The sequence below is a fragment of the Arthrobacter sp. WCS2018Hpa-7 genome (assembly GCF_031843805.1).
In the GTDB taxonomy this organism is placed as follows: Bacteria; Actinomycetota; Actinomycetes; order Actinomycetales; family Micrococcaceae; genus Arthrobacter.
The window spans coordinates 204,759-222,452 of the sequence record NZ_JAVTJB010000004.1 but is presented as its reverse complement, the minus strand read 5'-3'; the positions used below and the strand labels follow the sequence as shown (position 1 = coordinate 222,452).

General features: G+C 62.4%; 17 protein-coding genes. 13 read left to right on the top strand and 4 right to left on the bottom strand.

All coding sequences use genetic code 11. From position 1 onward, the window contains the following. The 5 genes from RQH14_RS06730 to pknB are packed head-to-tail and all read left to right on the top strand — an operon-like array spanning nucleotide 1 to nucleotide 8,337. On the top strand, nucleotides 1-1,695 hold the full coding sequence (locus RQH14_RS06730) for a protein phosphatase 2C domain-containing protein (protein WP_311212543.1): 1,695 nt from the start codon (nucleotides 1-3) through the stop codon (nucleotides 1,693-1,695). Beyond that, the gene (locus tag RQH14_RS06725) at nucleotides 1,692-3,119 is read left to right on the top strand and encodes an FtsW/RodA/SpoVE family cell cycle protein (RefSeq protein ID WP_311212542.1); all 1,428 of its coding nucleotides are present in this window, start codon (nucleotides 1,692-1,694) and stop codon (nucleotides 3,117-3,119) included. The genes RQH14_RS06730 and RQH14_RS06725 overlap by 4 nt, the downstream gene beginning before the upstream one ends. Then, nucleotides 3,116-4,573, top strand: coding sequence for a penicillin-binding transpeptidase domain-containing protein (locus RQH14_RS06720; protein ID WP_311212541.1), 1,458 nt, complete (start codon nucleotides 3,116-3,118; stop codon nucleotides 4,571-4,573). Before RQH14_RS06725 ends, RQH14_RS06720 begins: the two co-directional genes overlap by 4 nt. Next, entirely contained in the window at nucleotides 4,570-6,411 is a 1,842-nt protein-coding gene (locus tag RQH14_RS06715) for a protein kinase domain-containing protein (RefSeq protein ID WP_311212540.1), read from the top strand. The genes RQH14_RS06720 and RQH14_RS06715 overlap by 4 nt, the downstream gene beginning before the upstream one ends. Before the next feature lie 9 nt (nucleotides 6,412-6,420). After that, nucleotides 6,421-8,337 carry a Stk1 family PASTA domain-containing Ser/Thr kinase gene (pknB, locus tag RQH14_RS06710; protein WP_311212539.1) on the top strand — a complete coding sequence of 639 codons (1,917 nt, stop codon included), beginning with the start codon at nucleotides 6,421-6,423 and terminating at the stop codon, nucleotides 8,335-8,337. 108 nt (nucleotides 8,338-8,445) lie between these two features. On the opposite strand, the gene RQH14_RS06705 is transcribed toward pknB, so the two are convergent. Next, nucleotides 8,446-9,087: an aminodeoxychorismate/anthranilate synthase component II gene (locus RQH14_RS06705; protein ID WP_311212538.1), complete on the bottom strand. Its 642-nt coding sequence runs from the start codon at nucleotides 9,085-9,087 to the stop codon at nucleotides 8,446-8,448. A 170-nt stretch (nucleotides 9,088-9,257) separates the two neighbouring features. Further along, the gene (locus tag RQH14_RS06700; protein WP_396136275.1) at nucleotides 9,258-10,085 is read right to left on the bottom strand and encodes a class E sortase; all 828 of its coding nucleotides are present in this window, start codon (nucleotides 10,083-10,085) and stop codon (nucleotides 9,258-9,260) included. 157 nt (nucleotides 10,086-10,242) lie between these two features. Between RQH14_RS06700 and RQH14_RS06695 the strand changes: the two genes are divergently transcribed. The 7 genes from RQH14_RS06695 (at nucleotide 10,243) to RQH14_RS06665 (ending at nucleotide 15,056) form a co-directional block, all read left to right on the top strand. Next, a complete protein-coding gene (locus tag RQH14_RS06695; protein WP_172321984.1) occupies nucleotides 10,243-10,497 on the top strand; it encodes a cell division protein CrgA in 255 nt (84 codons plus the stop codon). A gap of 45 nt (nucleotides 10,498-10,542) precedes the next feature. After that, nucleotides 10,543-11,052: a methylated-DNA--[protein]-cysteine S-methyltransferase gene (locus tag RQH14_RS06690; RefSeq protein ID WP_311212537.1), complete on the top strand. Its 510-nt coding sequence runs from the start codon at nucleotides 10,543-10,545 to the stop codon at nucleotides 11,050-11,052. Next, nucleotides 11,052-11,582: an RNA polymerase sigma factor gene (locus tag RQH14_RS06685; RefSeq protein ID WP_311212536.1), complete on the top strand. Its 531-nt coding sequence runs from the start codon at nucleotides 11,052-11,054 to the stop codon at nucleotides 11,580-11,582. Before RQH14_RS06690 ends, RQH14_RS06685 begins: the two co-directional genes overlap by 1 nt. After that, nucleotides 11,579-12,208, top strand: coding sequence for a methylated-DNA--[protein]-cysteine S-methyltransferase (locus tag RQH14_RS06680; protein WP_311212535.1), 630 nt, complete (start codon nucleotides 11,579-11,581; stop codon nucleotides 12,206-12,208). Before RQH14_RS06685 ends, RQH14_RS06680 begins: the two co-directional genes overlap by 4 nt. Next, nucleotides 12,205-12,921, top strand: coding sequence for an alpha-ketoglutarate-dependent dioxygenase AlkB (locus tag RQH14_RS06675; RefSeq protein WP_311212534.1), 717 nt, complete (start codon nucleotides 12,205-12,207; stop codon nucleotides 12,919-12,921). The genes RQH14_RS06680 and RQH14_RS06675 overlap by 4 nt, the downstream gene beginning before the upstream one ends. 92 nt (nucleotides 12,922-13,013) lie before the next feature. Continuing rightward, nucleotides 13,014-13,613, top strand: a complete 600-nt coding sequence (locus RQH14_RS06670) for a DNA-3-methyladenine glycosylase I (protein ID WP_311212533.1) — start codon at nucleotides 13,014-13,016, stop codon at nucleotides 13,611-13,613. Between the two features lie 825 nt (nucleotides 13,614-14,438). Next, nucleotides 14,439-15,056 carry a GyrI-like domain-containing protein gene (locus RQH14_RS06665; protein WP_311212532.1) on the top strand — a complete coding sequence of 206 codons (618 nt, stop codon included), beginning with the start codon at nucleotides 14,439-14,441 and terminating at the stop codon, nucleotides 15,054-15,056. A gap of 47 nt (nucleotides 15,057-15,103) precedes the next feature. Here the strand turns inward: RQH14_RS06665 and RQH14_RS06660 are convergent, their stop codons facing one another. After that, the gene (locus tag RQH14_RS06660) at nucleotides 15,104-15,958 is read right to left on the bottom strand and encodes a rhomboid family intramembrane serine protease (RefSeq protein WP_311212531.1); all 855 of its coding nucleotides are present in this window, start codon (nucleotides 15,956-15,958) and stop codon (nucleotides 15,104-15,106) included. A 21-nt stretch (nucleotides 15,959-15,979) separates the two neighbouring features. Next, nucleotides 15,980-16,522: a peptidylprolyl isomerase gene (locus tag RQH14_RS06655; RefSeq protein ID WP_159700318.1), complete on the bottom strand. Its 543-nt coding sequence runs from the start codon at nucleotides 16,520-16,522 to the stop codon at nucleotides 15,980-15,982. 153 nt (nucleotides 16,523-16,675) lie between these two features. Here RQH14_RS06655 and RQH14_RS06650 point away from each other — a divergent pair, with 153 nt between their 5' ends. Beyond that, the gene (locus RQH14_RS06650; protein ID WP_311212530.1) at nucleotides 16,676-17,641 is read left to right on the top strand and encodes a hypothetical protein; all 966 of its coding nucleotides are present in this window, start codon (nucleotides 16,676-16,678) and stop codon (nucleotides 17,639-17,641) included. Nucleotides 17,642-17,694 lie beyond the last annotated feature (53 nt).

Genomic DNA, 17,694 nt, shown 5'->3' with positions numbered 1-17,694 from the left:
ATGGCCTCCCCCGAGACCCCCGAAAGCAAGGAGATACCCGCGGAGCGCCCACTCATCATGCGCTACGCGGCCCGCTCCGACGTGGGAAGGATCCGCTCCAAGAATGACGACTCCGCCTATGTGGGTCGCCATCTGGCAGTGGTGGCCGACGGCATGGGTGGTCATGCCGGCGGCGATGTCGCCTCAGCATCAACGGTGCTGGACATGATCCATCTGGACCATGACGACTACCCTGACGGCGCGGAGACAGTCCTCGCAGACGAGATCCAGACGGCCAATTCGCTGCTTTCCGAGCTTGTTCACCAGAATCCCAAGTTGTCCGGCATGGGAACTACCGTGACTGCCCTTCTCCTGGAAGACCGCAAGCTCCACTTCGCGCACATCGGTGACTCCCGTGCCTACCGGCTGCGCAACAAGAAGTTCGAGCAAATCAGCATCGACCACACGTTCGTGCAGCGGCTCATTGACGAGGGACGCCTCCGTCCCGAGGAAGCCGAAACCCATCCCCATAAGAACGTGCTGATGCGCGTCCTGGGTGACGTCGATGCCAGCCCGGAGCTGGACTTGGACGTCCTCGAAGTCGAACCCGGCGAACGCTGGCTCCTCTGCTCCGATGGCCTCAATTATGTGGCCGGGCACGTCGTGGAGCGCATGGTTCGTGAGACCAAAGACCTCCGCGAATGCGCCGAGATCCTGGTTGACCTTACGTTGGAAGCCGGCGCCCCGGACAACGTCACCGTGGTGATGTTGGAGATCGTGGAAGAGACCGACGACGACGTCAACACGGCCGCCGTCGACGTCGTTCCGGCTGCGGCGCTTGCCGCGGTGGACGAGCCCGTAGCGGTCACCGCCTCCAAGCCCGCCGAGGGTCCTTCCGCCACCAAGTCGGCCGAGGATGCACCGGTCGAGTCCAAAGAGAAGGCCTCGAGGGAGGCCGATGCTGGATCCTCGTTCAGTGCCAATGACCCCAGCGCCACAGACGACGAATCCATTGAGGCTTCCGCATCCCCGGATGAATCCAAAGAACCTCCCATCACCACGGATCCGCACTTGGGCGAGCACCTGTCCGCCGAGGTCCTGCGCGAAGAATTGGCCAGCCGCCCCCATGAGCTGGTTGGCGCTGCGGCAACAGCCGCGGAGACCGGCTCCATTCCTACGGTCGCAGGCCGGACGGTTGCCCGCAGGGCTGCCACCGTCCTGACCCACAAGGCCGAGCAGGATCGACTGGACGTGGAGGAACCTGCACGACGCCGCGTCCGCTGGCTGATGCCCGCCGTTGCAGCTGTTGTTGTAGTGGGCGTCGTCGTTGGCCTGTGGCTTGGCTACGCGTGGACCCAAACCCGTTACTACGTGGGCGAATACGATCAGCGCGTCGCCATCTTCAATGGCATTTCGCAGCGACTCGGCCCCATTCAGCTCTCCCGGCTCGAAGCCGTAACCGATATCAGGGTGGATTCATTGCCGGAATACGGTCAGCAGAGCGTACGCCAGACGGTTCCCGCGGGTGACCTCGACGATGCGCAGGCCATTGTGGAGAACCTCAAGAACACCGGCAGCGCCTCCGCCAACTGCCCCACCACTATTCCAGCGACGGCGACAGCCACCCCGTCGCCCACCAGCACCGTGCCCGTACCGAGTACAGCGGCCGTTGCTACGCCTTCGCCCGTCCCGACTCCCTGTGAGGCGGCCAAGTGATACAGACAGAAACTGCTCCTAAACCGCGCCGGAATGTTGAGCTGGTCCTCATCGTGCTGGCCCTGGCCGTTGGCGTCGGCGCGAGCGCCCTGGTGAGCCTGAACTCCGATGTCGGGTTGGACCGGGACTTCTGGTTCCAGTCGAGCTTGCTGGCTGTGGCGGCTTTCGCCTTCCACATGGTCCTCAGGCTCCGCGCGAAGTATGCCGATCCGGTAATACTTCCTATTGTCGTGGCCCTGAACGGTCTGGGACTTGCCCTGATCCACCGCATGGACGGCCCTGGCGACGATACTGGCAACAACCAGCTCCGCTGGACCCTGATCGCCATGGCAGTATCAATCGCCGTGATCTGGTTCCTCAAGGACCACCGCATCCTGCGCCGTTTCACGTACATTTCCCTGGCGGCCAGTGCGTTCCTGCTTCTCCTTCCCTTGATTCCGGGCATCTCAGCCGGCGAAATCCTGGGTGCGCGAGTGTGGATCCGCGTGGGCCCCATGACATTCCAGCCCGGTGAAATCGCCAAGATCACGCTGGCCATCTTCTTCGCCGGGTATCTCTCCTCCAACCGGGATCTCATCCTCTTGGCGGGCCGGAAGATCGGCCCCATGCAGTTCCCACGTTTCAAGGACCTCGGGCCCATGATTACCGCCTGGCTGGTCAGTATCGGAGTCCTGGTCTTCCAGCGTGACCTCGGGTCCTCCATCCTCTTCTTCGGCCTGTTCATCGTGATGATTTACGTGGCCACCAGCCGTATCTCCTGGGTTGTCATCGGCCTGTTGTTGATCCTCGGCGGCGGTTTCATCGCCTCGCAGATCTTCTCGCACGTGGCTTTCCGCATCGACAGCTGGATCAATGCCTTCACCCCGGAGGTCTTTGGCAGGTCGCCCGGTGGCAGTGGACAGATTGTGCAGGGCTTGTTCGGCATGGCCGACGGCGGTCTGGTGGGTACCGGCCTTGGCCAAGGCCGCCCGGACCTGGTTCCGTTCGCCAACAGCGACATGATTGTGGCCCTCATCGGCGAGGAACTCGGCTTGATCGGCCTCTTCGCCGTCGTCATGCTGTACCTGCTTCTCTTCACCCGTGGCTTCCGCGCCGCCCTCGGTACCCGCGATGCTTTCGGGAAACTCCTGGCATGCGGTTTGTCCTTCGCCATCGCCTTGCAGTGCTTCGTGGTCATTGGTGGCGTCACCCGGCTCATTCCGTTGACTGGCCTGACCACGCCGTTCCTGGCGGCGGGTGGTTCCTCGCTCCTGGCCAACTGGATCATCGTCGGCTTGCTGCTCATGATCTCCAACACGGCCCGCGGGCCGGTGGACACCACTCCCATGGTGGGCAAACCCCCAGCCAGCAGCAGCGCGCCCGCACGTAAACCGACCACAGGACAGACCCCCAGCGCACCAACAGAGGCGGTGAAGCACCAATGAACCAGGCTATTCGCAGCTCCTGGATGGCCGCCGTCGCCATGTTTGCGTTGATCTTCGGCGCCATCAGCTATGTCCAGGTCATTGGCGCCGATGACCTCAACGCCAATCCCTGGAACCAGCGCGCCATCCTCGCCTCGTTCTGTAACGACCGCGGCGCCATCATCGTTGGCGGCAAGCCGGTGGCTGAGTCTGTTGCCGGCACAGAGTCCTGCGCGTTCCAGCGCAAGTACACCGAACCCGAGCTGTACGCGGGGATTACCGGTTACTTCTCCAAGGGCTTCGGCTCAACGGGCCTTGAACAGTCCATGGGCGATACGTTGGCCGGCAACTCCGACCAGCTCTTCCTTGACCGCATCAGCCAGATGTTCCTGGGCAACGAGCCCAAGGGCGCTTCAGTGGAGCTGACCCTGGATCCCGAGATCCAAAAATTGGCCTTCGATCTCATTCCCGATGGCCAACGTGGATCGATCGTGGTCACGAACCCCCGGACCGGCGCAGTTCTCGCAATGGTGTCCAAGCCGTCCTACGACCCCAATTTGATCGCTAGCCATGATACTGCAGCCGCAGCCGCCAGCTACGCCGAGCTGAACCAGGTCCCGGGCATCAACCTGAACCAGAACGTCAGCGGCCCCACGGGCAACCTGCTGTCACCGGGCTCGGTCTTCAAGCTCATCGACACAGCTGCTGCGCTGAACTCAGGCAAATACAACAAGGACAGCGAGCTGCCGAACCCCAGCAGCCTGCCGTTGCCCGGTTCCAGTGCCAGCCTGCCCAACTACGCCGGCGGTAACTGCAATGTCCGGGAGACGGCGTCGTTCGCCTTTGCCCTGGAGCAGTCCTGCAATACTCCGTTCGCCAGCATTGCGCTGGACCTCGGCCAGGATGCCATCCGCGATCAGGCACAGAAGTTTGGCTTCGGCGAGACCTTCGGCGATCAACTCAAGCTCCAGCAGGCGCCCAGTATTTTCCCTGAGGACCTCGACCAGGCCCAGCTCGCACAGTCTTCCGTGGGCCAGCGTGACGTCAAGGCCACCCCGCTGCAGATCAACATGATGACTGCCGCGATCGCCAACGGCGGTGTGCAGATGAAGCCGAACCTCATCAAGACGGTCCGCGCTCCTGACCTCCGCGTCATCAGCGAACTCAGGCCCGAGGCTCTCCGTACCAGCACCACCCAGCCCATCGCGGCCCAGATCACCGAGTGGATGACCAGTGCGGTGGACAACGGCATTGCCAAGGGCGCGGCAGTGTCCGGCGTCAAGGTGGCCGGCAAGACCGGTACCGCGGAACTCGGCGATTCAGGTTTGAACAACTCATGGTTTACCGGGTTCGCCCCGGCAAACGACCCGCAAGTAGCCGTCACCATCGTCATGGAAGGTGTGGATGTGCTCAGCGGTGCCCAGCTAACCAGTCCGAACGCAAAGAAGATTTTTGAGGCGGTGTTGAATAAGTGAGGCCTACTTCGGGAATCACACTCGGCGGCAGGTTCCAGCTGACCAGTCGCATTGCGATTGGCGGCATGGGCGAGGTCTGGAAGGCCAAGGACCAGATCCTTGGCCGGATCGTTGCCATCAAGGTGCTCAAGGAGGAATACACGGGGGATCCCGGCTTCCTCCAGAGGTTCCGTGCCGAGGCACGGCACACCGCCCTCCTCAACCACGTGGGCATCGCCAACGTCTTCGACTACGGCGAGGAAGCCGGATCGGCCTACTTGGTCATGGAGCTCGTTCCGGGCCATCCCTTGAGTGGAATCCTTGAGCGTGACCAGGTCCTGTCTCCGGACATGACGCTCTCCATCATCGCGCAGACAGCACGCGCCTTGGCCGTTGCTCACGCGCAAGGCCTGGTCCACCGCGACATCAAGCCGGGAAACCTGCTGATTACGCCGGACAACCGCGTCAAGGTCACGGACTTCGGCATCGCCCGGCTGGCAGATCAGGTTCCGCTCACGCAGACCGGCCAGGTGATGGGTACCGCCCAGTACTTGGCCCCGGAGCAGGCCACCGGCCAGACAGCTACAGGGGCCTCGGATATCTATTCCCTGGGTGTCATCGGTTACGAGTGCCTCACCGGGCACCGTCCGTTCACCGGCGAATCACAGATCGCCATTGCCCTCGCCCAGGTCAACGACGCGCCGCCGCCCCTGCCGGAAACCCTTCCCACGCCGGTGCGGGCCCTCCTGATGTCCATGTTGGCCAAGGACCCCAAGAACCGTCCTGCCAACGCGATCAAGCTGGCCGAGGCCGCCGACGCCATCCGCAACGGCGACATCGCTACAGCCCATGCCGCCGTACCCGGCATGCTGCTGTTCGAATCCACTACCGGACCCATCACGGCGCCTGTAGACACCGCAACGGCCCCCACCGGCGTCGTCACCTCGCCTTACGGTAAGGAGCAGTCGTCGACGGCGACCTCCGCACTTCCGGTACTGGGCGCCGGTGCAGCCGGAGCTGCTGTGGGAGCGGCTGCCGCTTCGTCCGACAATCCGCTGTCTCGCGCCAATGCCCTGGAGGCAGAACGCCAGCTGAACGACGACGAGGAAGTCGCCTACACGGACGACGAGAACTTCGACGATATTGAGCCGGAACGCAAGAAGCGCAGCCCCTGGACCTGGCCGATGGTTGCCTTGATCCTGCTGGTGCTGTTCGCGCTGGTTGGTTTCCTGATTACCCAGTCCGGTTTCTTCTCGCCGACCCCCAGCCCGAGCCAGTCCACCACTGCCAGCACAAGCCGCTCGGCAAGCCCGACATCCACCTCGGCCACGCCAACGCCATCGCAGACTTCTGAGGCGCCGTCCCCGACGCCGACGCAGTCAACGCCGCAGAAGATCAACGTGATCCCCGAGCAGTACCTGGGTCAACCGTTCCAAACCGTCAGCGCGGAACTCCGCGATCTGGGCCTCGGCGTCAACGGTGTGGAGGTCTTCAACCCGGCTGCTCCAGGGACCGTAGTCGACATCAACCCCACAGGACCTGTTGATCCAGGACAAACCATCACGGTTCAGTACTCCAAGGGGCCTGAGGCGGTGGCCGTCCCCACCATCAGCGTGGGAGCCAGCGAGTCACAGGTTCGTGCGGCCATTGAAGGTGCCGGACTGCGATGGGTAGCCGGGGATCCCGTGAACGGAGGCGTTGGCCAACAGGCCGGTACGTTCGTAAGGTCTTCGCCGGCCGCCGGAGCCGAGGTTCCCGCTGGTTCTACAGTGACCTATTTCCTGTCCAGGACCGTTGTACCAACCAACCCCGGTTCCTCGAGCGCCAGCCCCAGTGGCACCGGCAGCCCGAGCAACTAACTGAGTCCCATGTCCACGCCACGCCAAGGTCCCGCGCATCGAGAGGAGAGCACACCTGTGTCTTCACAGCGCATCCTCAATGAACGCTACGAGCTCGGTGATCTGATCGGTCGTGGTGGCATGGCGGACGTATACCGCGGAACGGATACTTTGCTGGGACGGACCATCGCGGTCAAGATCCTGCGTGCAGACCTGGCCCGCGATCCGCAGTTCCAAGCCCGGTTCAAACGTGAGGCCCAGGCCGTTGCGGCGTTGAACCATCCGTCCATCGTGGCCATTTTCGATACGGGCGAATACTCCGTACCTGGAGGTCCCGGGGAGGACGTCCGGGTGCCGTACATCGTCATGGAATACGTCGCCGGCCGCACCCTGCGCGACATGATCAAGGCGAACGAGCTGGGGGTGGAGAGTTCCATCGGCTTCACCCTCGGTGTTCTGGCGGCCCTGGAGTACAGCCACCGCGCGGGCATTGTCCACCGCGACATCAAGCCGGCCAATGTCATGGTTTGTGCTGACACCGGAGACGTCAAAGTCATGGACTTTGGCATCGCACGCGCCATGGCGGATTCCGCTGCCACCATGACCCAAACCCAGGCCGTGGTGGGCACAGCACAGTACCTGTCACCGGAGCAGGCCCGCGGCGAAACCGTGGACGCACGCAGCGACCTCTACTCGGCCGGGTGTCTCCTCTACGAACTGCTGACCAGCCGGCCGCCGTTTGTCGGCGACAGCCCGGTCTCGGTGGCCTACCAGCACGTCCGCGAAATCCCGGATATGCCCAGCGCCCACAACCCCGACATTTCCGAAGCCCTCGACTCAGTCCTGGCAAAGGCCCTGCAGAAGAGCCGGACAGACCGATTCCAGGACGCTGCCTCCTTCCGCCGCGCCCTGCGCGCGGCAAGCAACGGCATTCCCGTCCCGGCTGTCCCGGCCAGCGAGGCGCCCACAGATCCGAACGACCTCGTGGACCAAGAGGACCCGGCCACCCAACTCCTGAGCTCCACCGCGGTGGGCTTCCTTGCCGCTGACCAGTACAAGGAAGCAGAGTACAAGGACGAACCCGCTGAACAGCAGCCGGAAGAGCCGCTTCCTCTGGGCCTCCCACCAGAACGCGAGCGGTCAGCGGGACAGAACAAACGGCGTCGAACCTGGATTGCCACTTTGGTGATCTTCACGCTCATAGTCCTGGCAGGCGGCGGGTTCTGGCTTTACAACCTCATGAACACGCAACCGCCGCCCCCGGCCAAGATCGCCGTACCCGTGGTGGCCAACATGTCCGAATCGCAGGCCATCCAGGAGTTGTACTCAGCCAAGCTGGTGCCTAAAACGGCGCGCGAAGCCAGCGACACGGTGGCCAAGGACATGACCATCGGCACGTCGCCCACCGCTGGTTCCATGCTCGATCAGGACGCCGAAGTTGTCGTCAAGATTTCCAGCGGACCCAGCTCGGTGACCATTCCGGCCGACATCGTAGGCCGTACGGAGCCGGACGCCCGCGACGCCCTGCGCAGGCTGGGCATCACCGGCGATATCGTGACTGTCCGGACGCACAGTGCCACCGTGCCCGTGGGACTGGTGATCAACACTGGACCGGCCCCTGGCGGAGCCATCGCCATCAGCTCCAAGGTGGAGCTCCAGGTCTCCTCGGGCAAGGTACTCATGCCCCAGCTGATCGGACTGCCGCTGGCTGAAGCGGAAGCCTCACTCAAGACCAACGGCTTGCCCATGGTGGTAGTGGAGCAGGAAAACTCCGAGGTCGCTGCAGGCACGGTAACCGCCCAGAGCGAGACGTACAACACCGAAGTAGATCAGGGCAAGTCCGTCACCATCACAGTGGCGAAGGCCCCCGCCCCGAGCCCCACACCCACTCCGACACCCACGGAGACGGACAAGCCCACCCCCAAACCGACGGCCACCAAAAAATAGCTGGATGACCGAAGGCAGCGGGCCGGCGCCCGGAAGCGTGCGTCAAAGCGAGGAACGAGCTAGCACGCGGAGGGCGGCGGTCGCTGCCGACCGCCGCAGCCCCGCCACTTATTGCTTGATCAGCGGGCTCAGTTTGGAGGCGCGTTCGGCCGCTCCGGCCATCCCCAGGGACTCCAACCAGTTGCCGAGCATCTGGTAGCCACCTTCTGTCAGGACCGATTCGGGGTGGAACTGGACACCGCAGAGGGGTGCGGTCTTGTGTTGCAAGCCCATCACTACGCCGTTGGTGGTTTCCGCGGTGATCTCCAGGACGTCCGGGATGGAATCGCGAACTGCGGCGAGCGAATGGTAGCGCGTTGCGGTGACAGGTGAGGGGAGACCGGCGAATACGCTCTTGCCTTCGTGCTGCACCGGGGATGTCTTGCCGTGCATGAGTTCCGGGGCATGGGTCACCACACCGCCGTACGCTTCGGCCAGGGCCTGGTGGCCGAGGCAGACGCCGAACATCGGTTTGCTGTTGTCGCCACACCACTTGATGAGCTCGATGCAGACGCCGGCTTCGGCAGGGGTGCCGGGACCCGGCGAGACGAGGACGCCGTCGCGCGTTGCTGCGAGTTCAGTGGCCTCGGCGAGTGTCACGTCGTCGTTGCGGACCACGGTGGTCTCCGCACCGAGTTCCTGGAGGTATCCCACCAGGGTGTAGACGAAGCTGTCGTAGTTATCTACTACAAGAATTTTTGTTGTGCTCATGGCTGCTGCACTAAACCAATCGTTGAGTCAGTCAAAGTGGTGAATTGGGAGAACCAGGGGAAAAGGAACTGGACCATCAGTACCAGGGCTGCTGCCACCAATACCAAACAGGTCAGGATCCGCACCCAGACGGGTCCCGGTAGATTGCGGAAAATCCACGCGTACATCCGTTACCCCTTTCCTTGGGCCTTGGCTACTTGAGCGGCAATGTCCGACGGCGGTCCCGCTGCGGCCGGTTGCCAGCCCTCCATGACGGAGTAGGCGATGATGCGTTCCTGCGAGCCGAAACGCGGGTTGCAACTGGTCATGGTCAGGATTCTTTCCTCCGGCGCGACACCCTGCTGGGTGGGTACGGGCAGCAACACATCAGTTCGGTTGGGAAGCACGATCTGGTTGTTGCGGAAGACGTAGGTGTAGTACCCGTCAGCAGTCTGGACGTAGATCTTGTCCCCGGGAACCAGGGTGTGAATGCTGTCCAGGACCGCTCCGTGTGTTTGCCGGTGGCCGGCCACCGCGAAGTTCCCCACGGCGCCGGGCATGCTGGTGCTTCCGTAGTGTCCCAGGCCCAGCGTGTCCAGGACGTCCGCGCCGGTCCCTTCGATGATGGGACGGGTGTAGTCGGCGCCGAAGCGGGGGATGTACATGATCCCGATCGTTTCCCCGTTGGCAGGGGCCGTTCCCACTACTGGGTCCCCATGGTCCGCCGGGTTCGCGGACTCTGCAGGGGTAACGGGCCCCGTGAGTTGCTCGGCGAAGTTTTGAATGGCTTCCGTCTGTTTGGCGTCTGCCTCGACGTTGGTCCACCACAGTTGCCAGCCCACAAAAAGCAACAGGACAACACCGCCCGTGATGAGGAGTTCACCCAGGATCTGGCTGATTTTTCGGATGACGTCCGAAGCGCGGAGCCGCTGGCGTGGACCTTGTTCCGGCCTCTGGCGCCCGGACGGCACGGCGGAAGCCGCCGTCGTCTGCTGATGCGCCACAGCGTCTCCTCGGATCGGGCGCGGGCGCGGCGGGCGGACCCCGAGTTGCGGCTAGACTTGACAGCTAGAACCAACCCGGAACGCCGCGTGGCCGTTAACCGCTGGAATTTTCCTTCCTGCAGGATATCAAGGCTGGCTGGAACGGGTACCCACGTACAGCCAAGGAGGATCCGTGCCCGAGTCCAAGCCCCGCAAGCGGCCTGCCCGTCAGGACCAGCAGGCTTCCGCAGCGCAGCAGTACAAGCCGAACCCGGTTTGGTACAAAGCCGTCATGTTCGGACTGATGATCCTCGGCCTCATCTGGATCATCACCTTTTACATCACCGAGGGACAATTCCCGGTCCGCGACTGGGCCTCATGGAACATCGTGGCCGGCTTCGGCATCGCCATTGTGGGCTTCCTGATGACCACGCGCTGGCGCTCCTAGGAAAGCCGCACCTCACATCTCCGTGCCCGTGGACGTCTACAAGATATGAACAGCCGGCACACCACCATGGATTCCCCGTTGGGGCAGTTGACTCTGACTGCCCGCGGGGAATTTTTGACGGGAATCTTCTATGAGGGCCACTGGCATATGCCTCCGCCCGACTACTTCGGGGTTCCCATAGGACTCGAGGATCCTGTGTTCGCCCGGACCCGGCACGAACTGGACGAGTATCTGAGTGGCCACCGCACCGTATTTGACGTCCCGCACGAGGCACGCGGGAACCCCTTCCAGGAAAAGGTCTGGACGCGGCTCCACGACATTCCTTTTGGAGAAACCGTCAGTTACGGCGAGTTGGCCGCTGAGTTGGGCGATCCTCATCTGGCCCAAGCCGTCGGCTCCGCGGTCGGTCGCAATCCCATCAGCATCATCATTCCGTGCCACCGCGTGGTGGGGCGCAAGGGTCAACTGACCGGGTACGCCGGTGGCCTCCGGAACAAACGCTTCCTTCTTGAATTGGAGGAACCGGTGGCTGTGAAAGAAGGAAAGCTTTTCTGATGGAGCTTCGGCAAACGATCAGCAAGAAACCCTTCGAATCGGTAGTGCACGAACAGGGCGCCACGGTCCTGCGGGTGTGCCGTGCGGTCCTCGGCGTGCACGATGCAGACGACGCTTGGTCCGATACCTTCCTCGCTGCCCTCCAGGCCTATCCTGACCTCCCGCACGACGCCAACGTGCAGGCCTGGCTGGTCACCATAGCGCACAGAAAATGCATCGACCATCTGCGGGCCGGCAACCGTCGGGCCCTCCCGGTGGATTCACCGCCCGAGAACGCCTCGCACCTTGGCATTCCCGGTGAGGACCACTCCGAGTTGCTGGACGCGGTGACCCACCTCCCACCTAAACAACGGCAAGCCGTGGCGTATCACTACCTGGCGGGACTTCCCTATAAAGACGTAGCCGAACTCCTGGGAGGTACTCCCGAGGCCGCACGACGCGCCGGGGCGGACGGCGTCAAAGCCCTCCGCAGCGCACTGGCTGACCTTCCGGCGATGGCACATTCACTTCCGAAGGGAGAAATCCGATGACCCTTGAATCAAGCCCCGACCACGCGGATGTCCTGTCACTCCTGGAACCCCTCGACGCCGGCCTGGAACCCGCGCTTGCGAGCCTTCGCGCACGGCTTGCCCGCGATGCCCAACTGACCCACACCTTGGACGTCGCCTACAGGGTAATGGACTCGCCTGTGGGGAAACTCCTGTTGGCTGCCACTGACCGGGGCATAGTTCGGGTGGCATTTGAGGTGGAGAACCATGCCGCAGTCCTGCAGCGCCTGTCCGACACCATCAGCCCCCGCATTCTTCAGGCACCGGCACGGTTGGACGGTGCTGCGCGACAGCTCGAGGAGTATTTTGGCGGCACCCGGACAGAGTTCGATCTCACCGTGGACTTCCGTCTGTCCCGCGGGTTCCGGTTGAACGTGCTGCAGCACCTGCCCCGGATTGCCTACGGACGCACCGAAAGCTACGCCGAGGTCGCTTTGGCTGCGGGCAGCCCCAATGCAGTCCGGGCTGTAGGAACCGCCTGTGCCACCAACCCGCTTCCCGTCATCATCCCTTGCCATCGTGTAGTGAAATCGGATGGCAGCTTTGGCGGCTACCTCGGGGGACCGGAGGCGAAACGCGCACTGCTGACCATGGAGGCAGCGGCGTGAGTGATGACGCATTGTTCCCTTTGGAGCTGGTTCAGCCGGAAGCGCACGACGCCGGACCCCGGCTGATTGCCCCGGGCGCGGTCCATGTTCCCGGCTGGCTCAGCGCCGAACAGCAGCGGTGGATCGTGGGGCGCTTCGGCGAATGGACCCAGGGGCCGGTACCTTTGCGGGCGGCGACACTTCCCGGCGGCCGCCGGATGTCGGTACGCACCGTGTGCCTTGGGTGGCATTGGCAACCCTACAAGTACACGCGGGAAGCCACCGACGTCAACGGCCGTCCTGTGCTTGTTTTCCCGGACTGGATGGTTCGTTTGGGACGGAAGGCTGTTGCGGACGCATATGCGTCCGGAGCAGACCCTGATGAGTCACTGGCCCACCTCGCCACGGACTACACGCCCGACGCCGCGCTGGTGAACTTCTACGACGATGGCGCTGCCATGGGTATGCACCAGGACAAAGACGAACGCTCCGGGGCACCCGTAGTGTCCCTTAGCATCGGCGAGGGCTGCCTTTTCCGCTTCGGCAACACCACCACACGGACCAAGCCATACACAGATGTGGAACTCCGCTCCGGGGACCTGTTCGTCTTCGGTGGGCCGTCCAGGTTTGCCTATCACGGCATTCCCAAGGTCTTTCCCGGGACGGCTCCCGAGGATTGTGGCCTGTCGCACGGACGGATCAACATAACCATGAGGGTTACTGGACTGTCCTGAGGCGCTGAATGTCAGAGCCACAAGGCAGAATATCCCCAGACGCCATAACAACTGGCCGGGGTTCCAGAAGTGCCGGCTGCGGAGGAGCATGCATGAGCCCGGACAACGGCACCATCACCGGCGAGGACGGTCTTGCCCGCCCCCTGTGGGCTGCGTCGGATCCGCTCATGCAGGCTTACTACGATCACGAGTGGGGAATGCCTGTCCGCGATGAGCAGGGCATGTACGAACGCATCAGCCTGGAAGCCTTCCAAGCGGGCCTGTCCTGGGCCACCATCCTCCGGAAACGGGAAGCATTCCGCACCGCGTTCCTGGACTTCCATCCGGAGAGCGTTGCCGCCTTCACGGATGAGGACGTCGAACGGCTGATGCTGGATGCGGGGATCGTCCGCAACCGCCTCAAGATCCGTGCAGCGATCACCAATGCCAAGGCCACCATTGCCCTGCGCGAGGAGGGCGGTCTGGTGGACTTTGTGTGGTCTTTCCAGCCCCAGAGCACCCCGGCGCCCCGAACCTATGCGGACATTCCCACAACATCTCCTGAGTCAATCGCACTCTCCAAGGCACTCCGGAAGAAGGGCTTCGCTTTCGTTGGGCCCACCACCATGTACGCACTCATGGAAGCAATCGGCATCATAGACACCCATCTTCTGGACAGTCATCGCCGCGGGTCGTCGGGGGTATGGGCCTGAGCCACCGGCTCAACGGGTGCGTGAATCGGGGGGCCAGGCAATCCCCGGCCCTTGTCCACAGAAGTGCGCAACTTTATCCACAGGCGTGGATAAACTCTGTGGACATCCATGGAAATTGGCCACAGATCGTTGCATTGGCGCCACTTTTGACCAGACATCCCGGGTACTGACAGTTATACCCACTGTGTATCAAGCTGTGGATAGTGCTCCAAGCTTCACTCAAAGTTCAACGTCACGGGATTGCCGCTTTTGCCTTGAGTCATTCCGAAGCGTCATCAACTGTGCCCGGGGAAGACACTTTGGCTGCCGTAATTCCACAGGGACAGGGTCAGGCGGGTACCACTGGGATCCAGCGCCCAGGAAGTTACCCACTTAATAACAACCGCCTACCCACAAGTTATCCACAGGTGGGGAAAACTTGTGGGTTTCTCCGGGGGAAATCCCCGCTACGCCGGTCCTCCAGGGTCGCTGAATGCTCTGAACTACACGGGTGTAAGTTATTAACAGTGTTGATAAGCCTGTTGATAGAACGTGCTGCACGGCGTCATTAACAGGGTTGTCCACAAGTGTTGGTATTCGGCCTGACTTGTCCACATAAATGGGTCGGGCGGGGACAAAGTTATCCACAGGTGTGGAGAAATTCATGCCTTTCGGGGGATATCTGCCGATCTGACAGCCTCCATGAGGGCTCATGGGGATAACTACATGCTTGTAAGTTACGCACAGTGTGGATAACAGCTGTGGATAACCTTCCGTATAGCCCGCTCTGCAGAGGACGCGGCCGGATTGTTCGATGCGGTCCTACCGTGCGCGTACCGTGGTCCCATGAAGAGCGACTTCAAGAAAGAGATCCGAACCTACAGTGCCCGGCACGGTGAATTCTCCGTGGTGACCGTTCCCACCCTGCAATTCCTCATGATCGACGGCCACGGGAATCCCGGCACTGCCCAGGCCTATAAAGACGCCCTGACCACGCTGTATCCAGTGGCTTACAAGCTGAAGTTCTTCAGCAAGAACGAACTCGGTAAGGACTACGGAGTGATGCCCTTGGAGGGCCTCTGGTGGGCTGATGACATGGAGTCCTTCACCAGCGCCCGGGACAAATCACGGTGGGACTGGACGTTGATGAACATGGTCCCGGACTGGATCACCCCTGAGCACTTCGATGCAGCGAGGGAGGTAGTAGCCCAGAAGGGGGAGGCCCCCGCATTGGACGCTCTTCGCTTGGAGCCGCTTGAGGAGGGCATGAGTGTGCAGACACTCCATGTAGGCCCCTACGACGCTGAGGGGCCGGTACTGGAGGAGATGCACAGCAGTTTCATTCCCGGAAACTCTCTGGCGATGACAGGGAAGCACCATGAAATCTACCTCGGCGACGTGCGCCGCACGGCACCGGAGAAGCTAAAGACCATCCTCCGACAGCCGGTCAAGCCTGCGGTCTGAAAAAGATCCTGCAGTGTTCTGAAGAAGATGGAGCGAGGAAGGCCCCGCTAGCCGGCAGTGACGCGGAACCACGTGACTACGGCCAACAGGCCGGCCACCAGGATCAGCCCGCCGGCTTGCAGCAGGGCCTGGTTCTTGCCGCGTGGGGCATAGGCGATCACTGCGGCGGCGAGCCCGCCCGTGATCAGCCCTCCCAGGTGCGCTTGCCAGGCGATGCTGGGGACGAAGAAACCTATGGCGCCGTTGATGGCGATCAGGACCCACAGTTGTTTGGTTTCACCGCCACGGTGACGTTGCACCACCAACATGGCGCCGAAGAGGCCGAAGATGGCCCCGGACGCACCCACGACGGCAACGGGCGGAAGCATCGGGGTCAGGGCGAGGTAGCCCACTGATCCGCCGACGGCAGAGATCAGGTACAGAGCGAGGAACCGTATGCGCCCGAGCAAAGGCTCAAGGGCTTGTCCGAAGATCCACAGCGTGTACATGTTCAAGACGATATGAAGCAGGAAACCCTGCGAATGCAGGAAGGCTGCAGTGAGCATGCGCCACGGTTGGGTATCGGCGAAGATGTTCGCGAAGGCGAAGTTCTGGAATACCGCATCCCGGGGCACAATCCACTGAAGGACAAAGATCAACAGGCAGAGGCCAATGATCACGTACGTCACCAAGGGCTTGCCCACAGCCAAGGCGCCGCCGTACGGCGACCGGTAGGCCGGCGTCGTACGTTTTTGTTCGTTGACGCAGTCAACGCATTGGAACCCGACGGCGGCCGCCCGCTGGCACTCGGGGCACGCAGGGCGCCCGCAGCGCTGGCACCGCACATAGGAGGGCCTGTCCGGGTGCCTCGGGCACACCGGAATATCAGCGGACGGCTCTGCCGACGGGATTCCGTAACTCATGAGCTCAGGTTCAGATTGTTGTTAGAGCTGTTCGATGTCGATGCTGTTGATGACGACGTCCTCAACGGGGCGGTCACCCATACCGGTGCGGACGGCCTCAATTGAATCCACGACCTTGCGGGATTCCTCATCGGTGACCTCGCCAAAGATGCTGTGCTTGCCGAACAGCCAGTCGGTGTTCACGGTGGTGATGAAGAACTGTGACCCGTTGGTGCCCTTGCCCATCTGGATACCGGCATTGGCCATGGCCAGCTTGTACGGAGCGTTGAAGGTCAGTTCCGGGTGGATTTCGTCGTCGAACTGGAAGCCCGGTCCGCCAACGCCGCGGCCCAGGGGATCTCCACCCTGAATCATGAAGTCCTTGATGATGCGGTGGAAGATGGTGCCGTCGTACAGCGGCGTCCCGGTCTTGTCTTCGCCCGTTTCGGGGTGGTTCCAGGACTTTTCGCCCGTGGCCAAGCCAATGAAGTTGGCGACCGTCTTGGGCGCGTGGTTGCCGAAGAGGTCAACCTTGATGTCGCCGAGGGTCGTGTGGATCGTTGCTTTTGCGGTTGCGATGGTCATGGCCCCATTCTTCCATGCAGGGTCAACGCCGTTGCAGTTGTAAAGCCGGTTCCGCGCTCGGTGAAATCCGGGACGAATCCGGCAGATGAATAGCCGGTGTTCCCCAAGCGACGTAGGCTAGCAACAAACGAGCATGTGTATCGGGAGGTAGTTGTGAAGAAATCAGACCGTATTGCCCGCGACCTCGAACAATCCGTTGTGGCAGGTGTGGATAACGCCCGCGACTGGGCAGCACCCCGCGTGGAAGCCGCCGTCAACTGGGCTGTTCCGCGTATCCAGCACGGCATTGATACCGCTTCCCCCAAGATTCAAGAGGGGCTGAAGTCCGCTGCGCACAACCTCGCCGACGGCGTTGCTGTTGTTACGCCGCGGATTCAGGATGGATTGGCGCACCTCGCGCCGAAGATCCATGACGTAGTGGAGGACGCCACGCCCAGGATCCAGGAGACGCTCAACAAAGCCACTCCGGCTCTGGGACACGCACGGGACAAAGTTGTGGACGAGTACCTGCCCAAGCTGTCCGAGCAGTTGGGCCAGGCTTCGGTAGCTGTTCACCACGCATTGGAGAACGCGCCGGCCCAGGTTGACGCCGTGGCGCAGAAGCTGGTTGATTCCGGCGTTGTGCACAGCGTCCAGGAGCAGGCGCAGGCCACCGGCAAGCAGCTCAAGGCAGTGGCTGAGGATGCCACCAAGGCCGTTTCCTCCAAGCTGGGCAAGGAGCCGAAGCCCAAGAAGCGCGGCTGGCTGATCGTGACTGTTATCGCCGCGGCTGCTGCCGCCGGCGTTGCCGCATGGAAGGCTTCCAAGCCGGTGGAGGATCCGTGGAAGACACCTTCCCCGGTAACGCCCACGCCCGCTCCGGTTCCGGCTGCCCCGGCTTCGGCTGACGCCTCAGCATCAGCAACGGCTGCCGCAGTGACTGAATCCGGCACGAAGGACATCACGCCGGAGGAAGCCGCAGCTGAGGCAGAGCAGGCCACCAAGGATGCGTTCAAGAACGTTGAAGACTCCTCTGCGAAGGTGGCCACCGACGCCAAAACTGCGGTAAAGAACATCGCCGCCAGCTTGCACAAGGACACTGAGGGTTCGGACTCGGACGCCAAAGGTGTACAGAACTAAACACTGACATGAGGCCTCGAGCAGGGGCCGGCACGTCGAGCAACTGAAGGGAT

Excerpts from the sequence above, each read along its gene's own strand:
- pknB (WP_311212539.1), top strand. The coding sequence starts at position 6,421 with ATGTCCACGCCACGCCAAGGTCCCGCGCATCGAGAGGAGAGCACACCT.
- RQH14_RS06720 (WP_311212541.1), top strand. The coding sequence starts at position 3,116 with ATGAACCAGGCTATTCGCAGCTCCTGGATGGCCGCCGTCGCCATGTTT.
- RQH14_RS06705 (WP_311212538.1), bottom strand. The coding sequence starts at position 9,087 with ATGAGCACAACAAAAATTCTTGTAGTAGATAACTACGACAGCTTCGTC.
- RQH14_RS06660 (WP_311212531.1), bottom strand. The coding sequence starts at position 15,958 with ATGAGTTACGGAATCCCGTCGGCAGAGCCGTCCGCTGATATTCCGGTG.
- RQH14_RS06730 (WP_311212543.1), top strand. The coding sequence starts at position 1 with ATGGCCTCCCCCGAGACCCCCGAAAGCAAGGAGATACCCGCGGAGCGC.
- RQH14_RS06680 (WP_311212535.1), top strand. The coding sequence starts at position 11,579 with ATGACCCTTGAATCAAGCCCCGACCACGCGGATGTCCTGTCACTCCTG.
- RQH14_RS06670 (WP_311212533.1), top strand. The coding sequence starts at position 13,014 with ATGAGCCCGGACAACGGCACCATCACCGGCGAGGACGGTCTTGCCCGC.
- RQH14_RS06690 (WP_311212537.1), top strand. The coding sequence starts at position 10,543 with ATGAACAGCCGGCACACCACCATGGATTCCCCGTTGGGGCAGTTGACT.
- RQH14_RS06685 (WP_311212536.1), top strand. The coding sequence starts at position 11,052 with ATGGAGCTTCGGCAAACGATCAGCAAGAAACCCTTCGAATCGGTAGTG.
- RQH14_RS06655 (WP_159700318.1), bottom strand. The coding sequence starts at position 16,522 with ATGACCATCGCAACCGCAAAAGCAACGATCCACACGACCCTCGGCGAC.
- RQH14_RS06665 (WP_311212532.1), top strand. The coding sequence starts at position 14,439 with ATGAAGAGCGACTTCAAGAAAGAGATCCGAACCTACAGTGCCCGGCAC.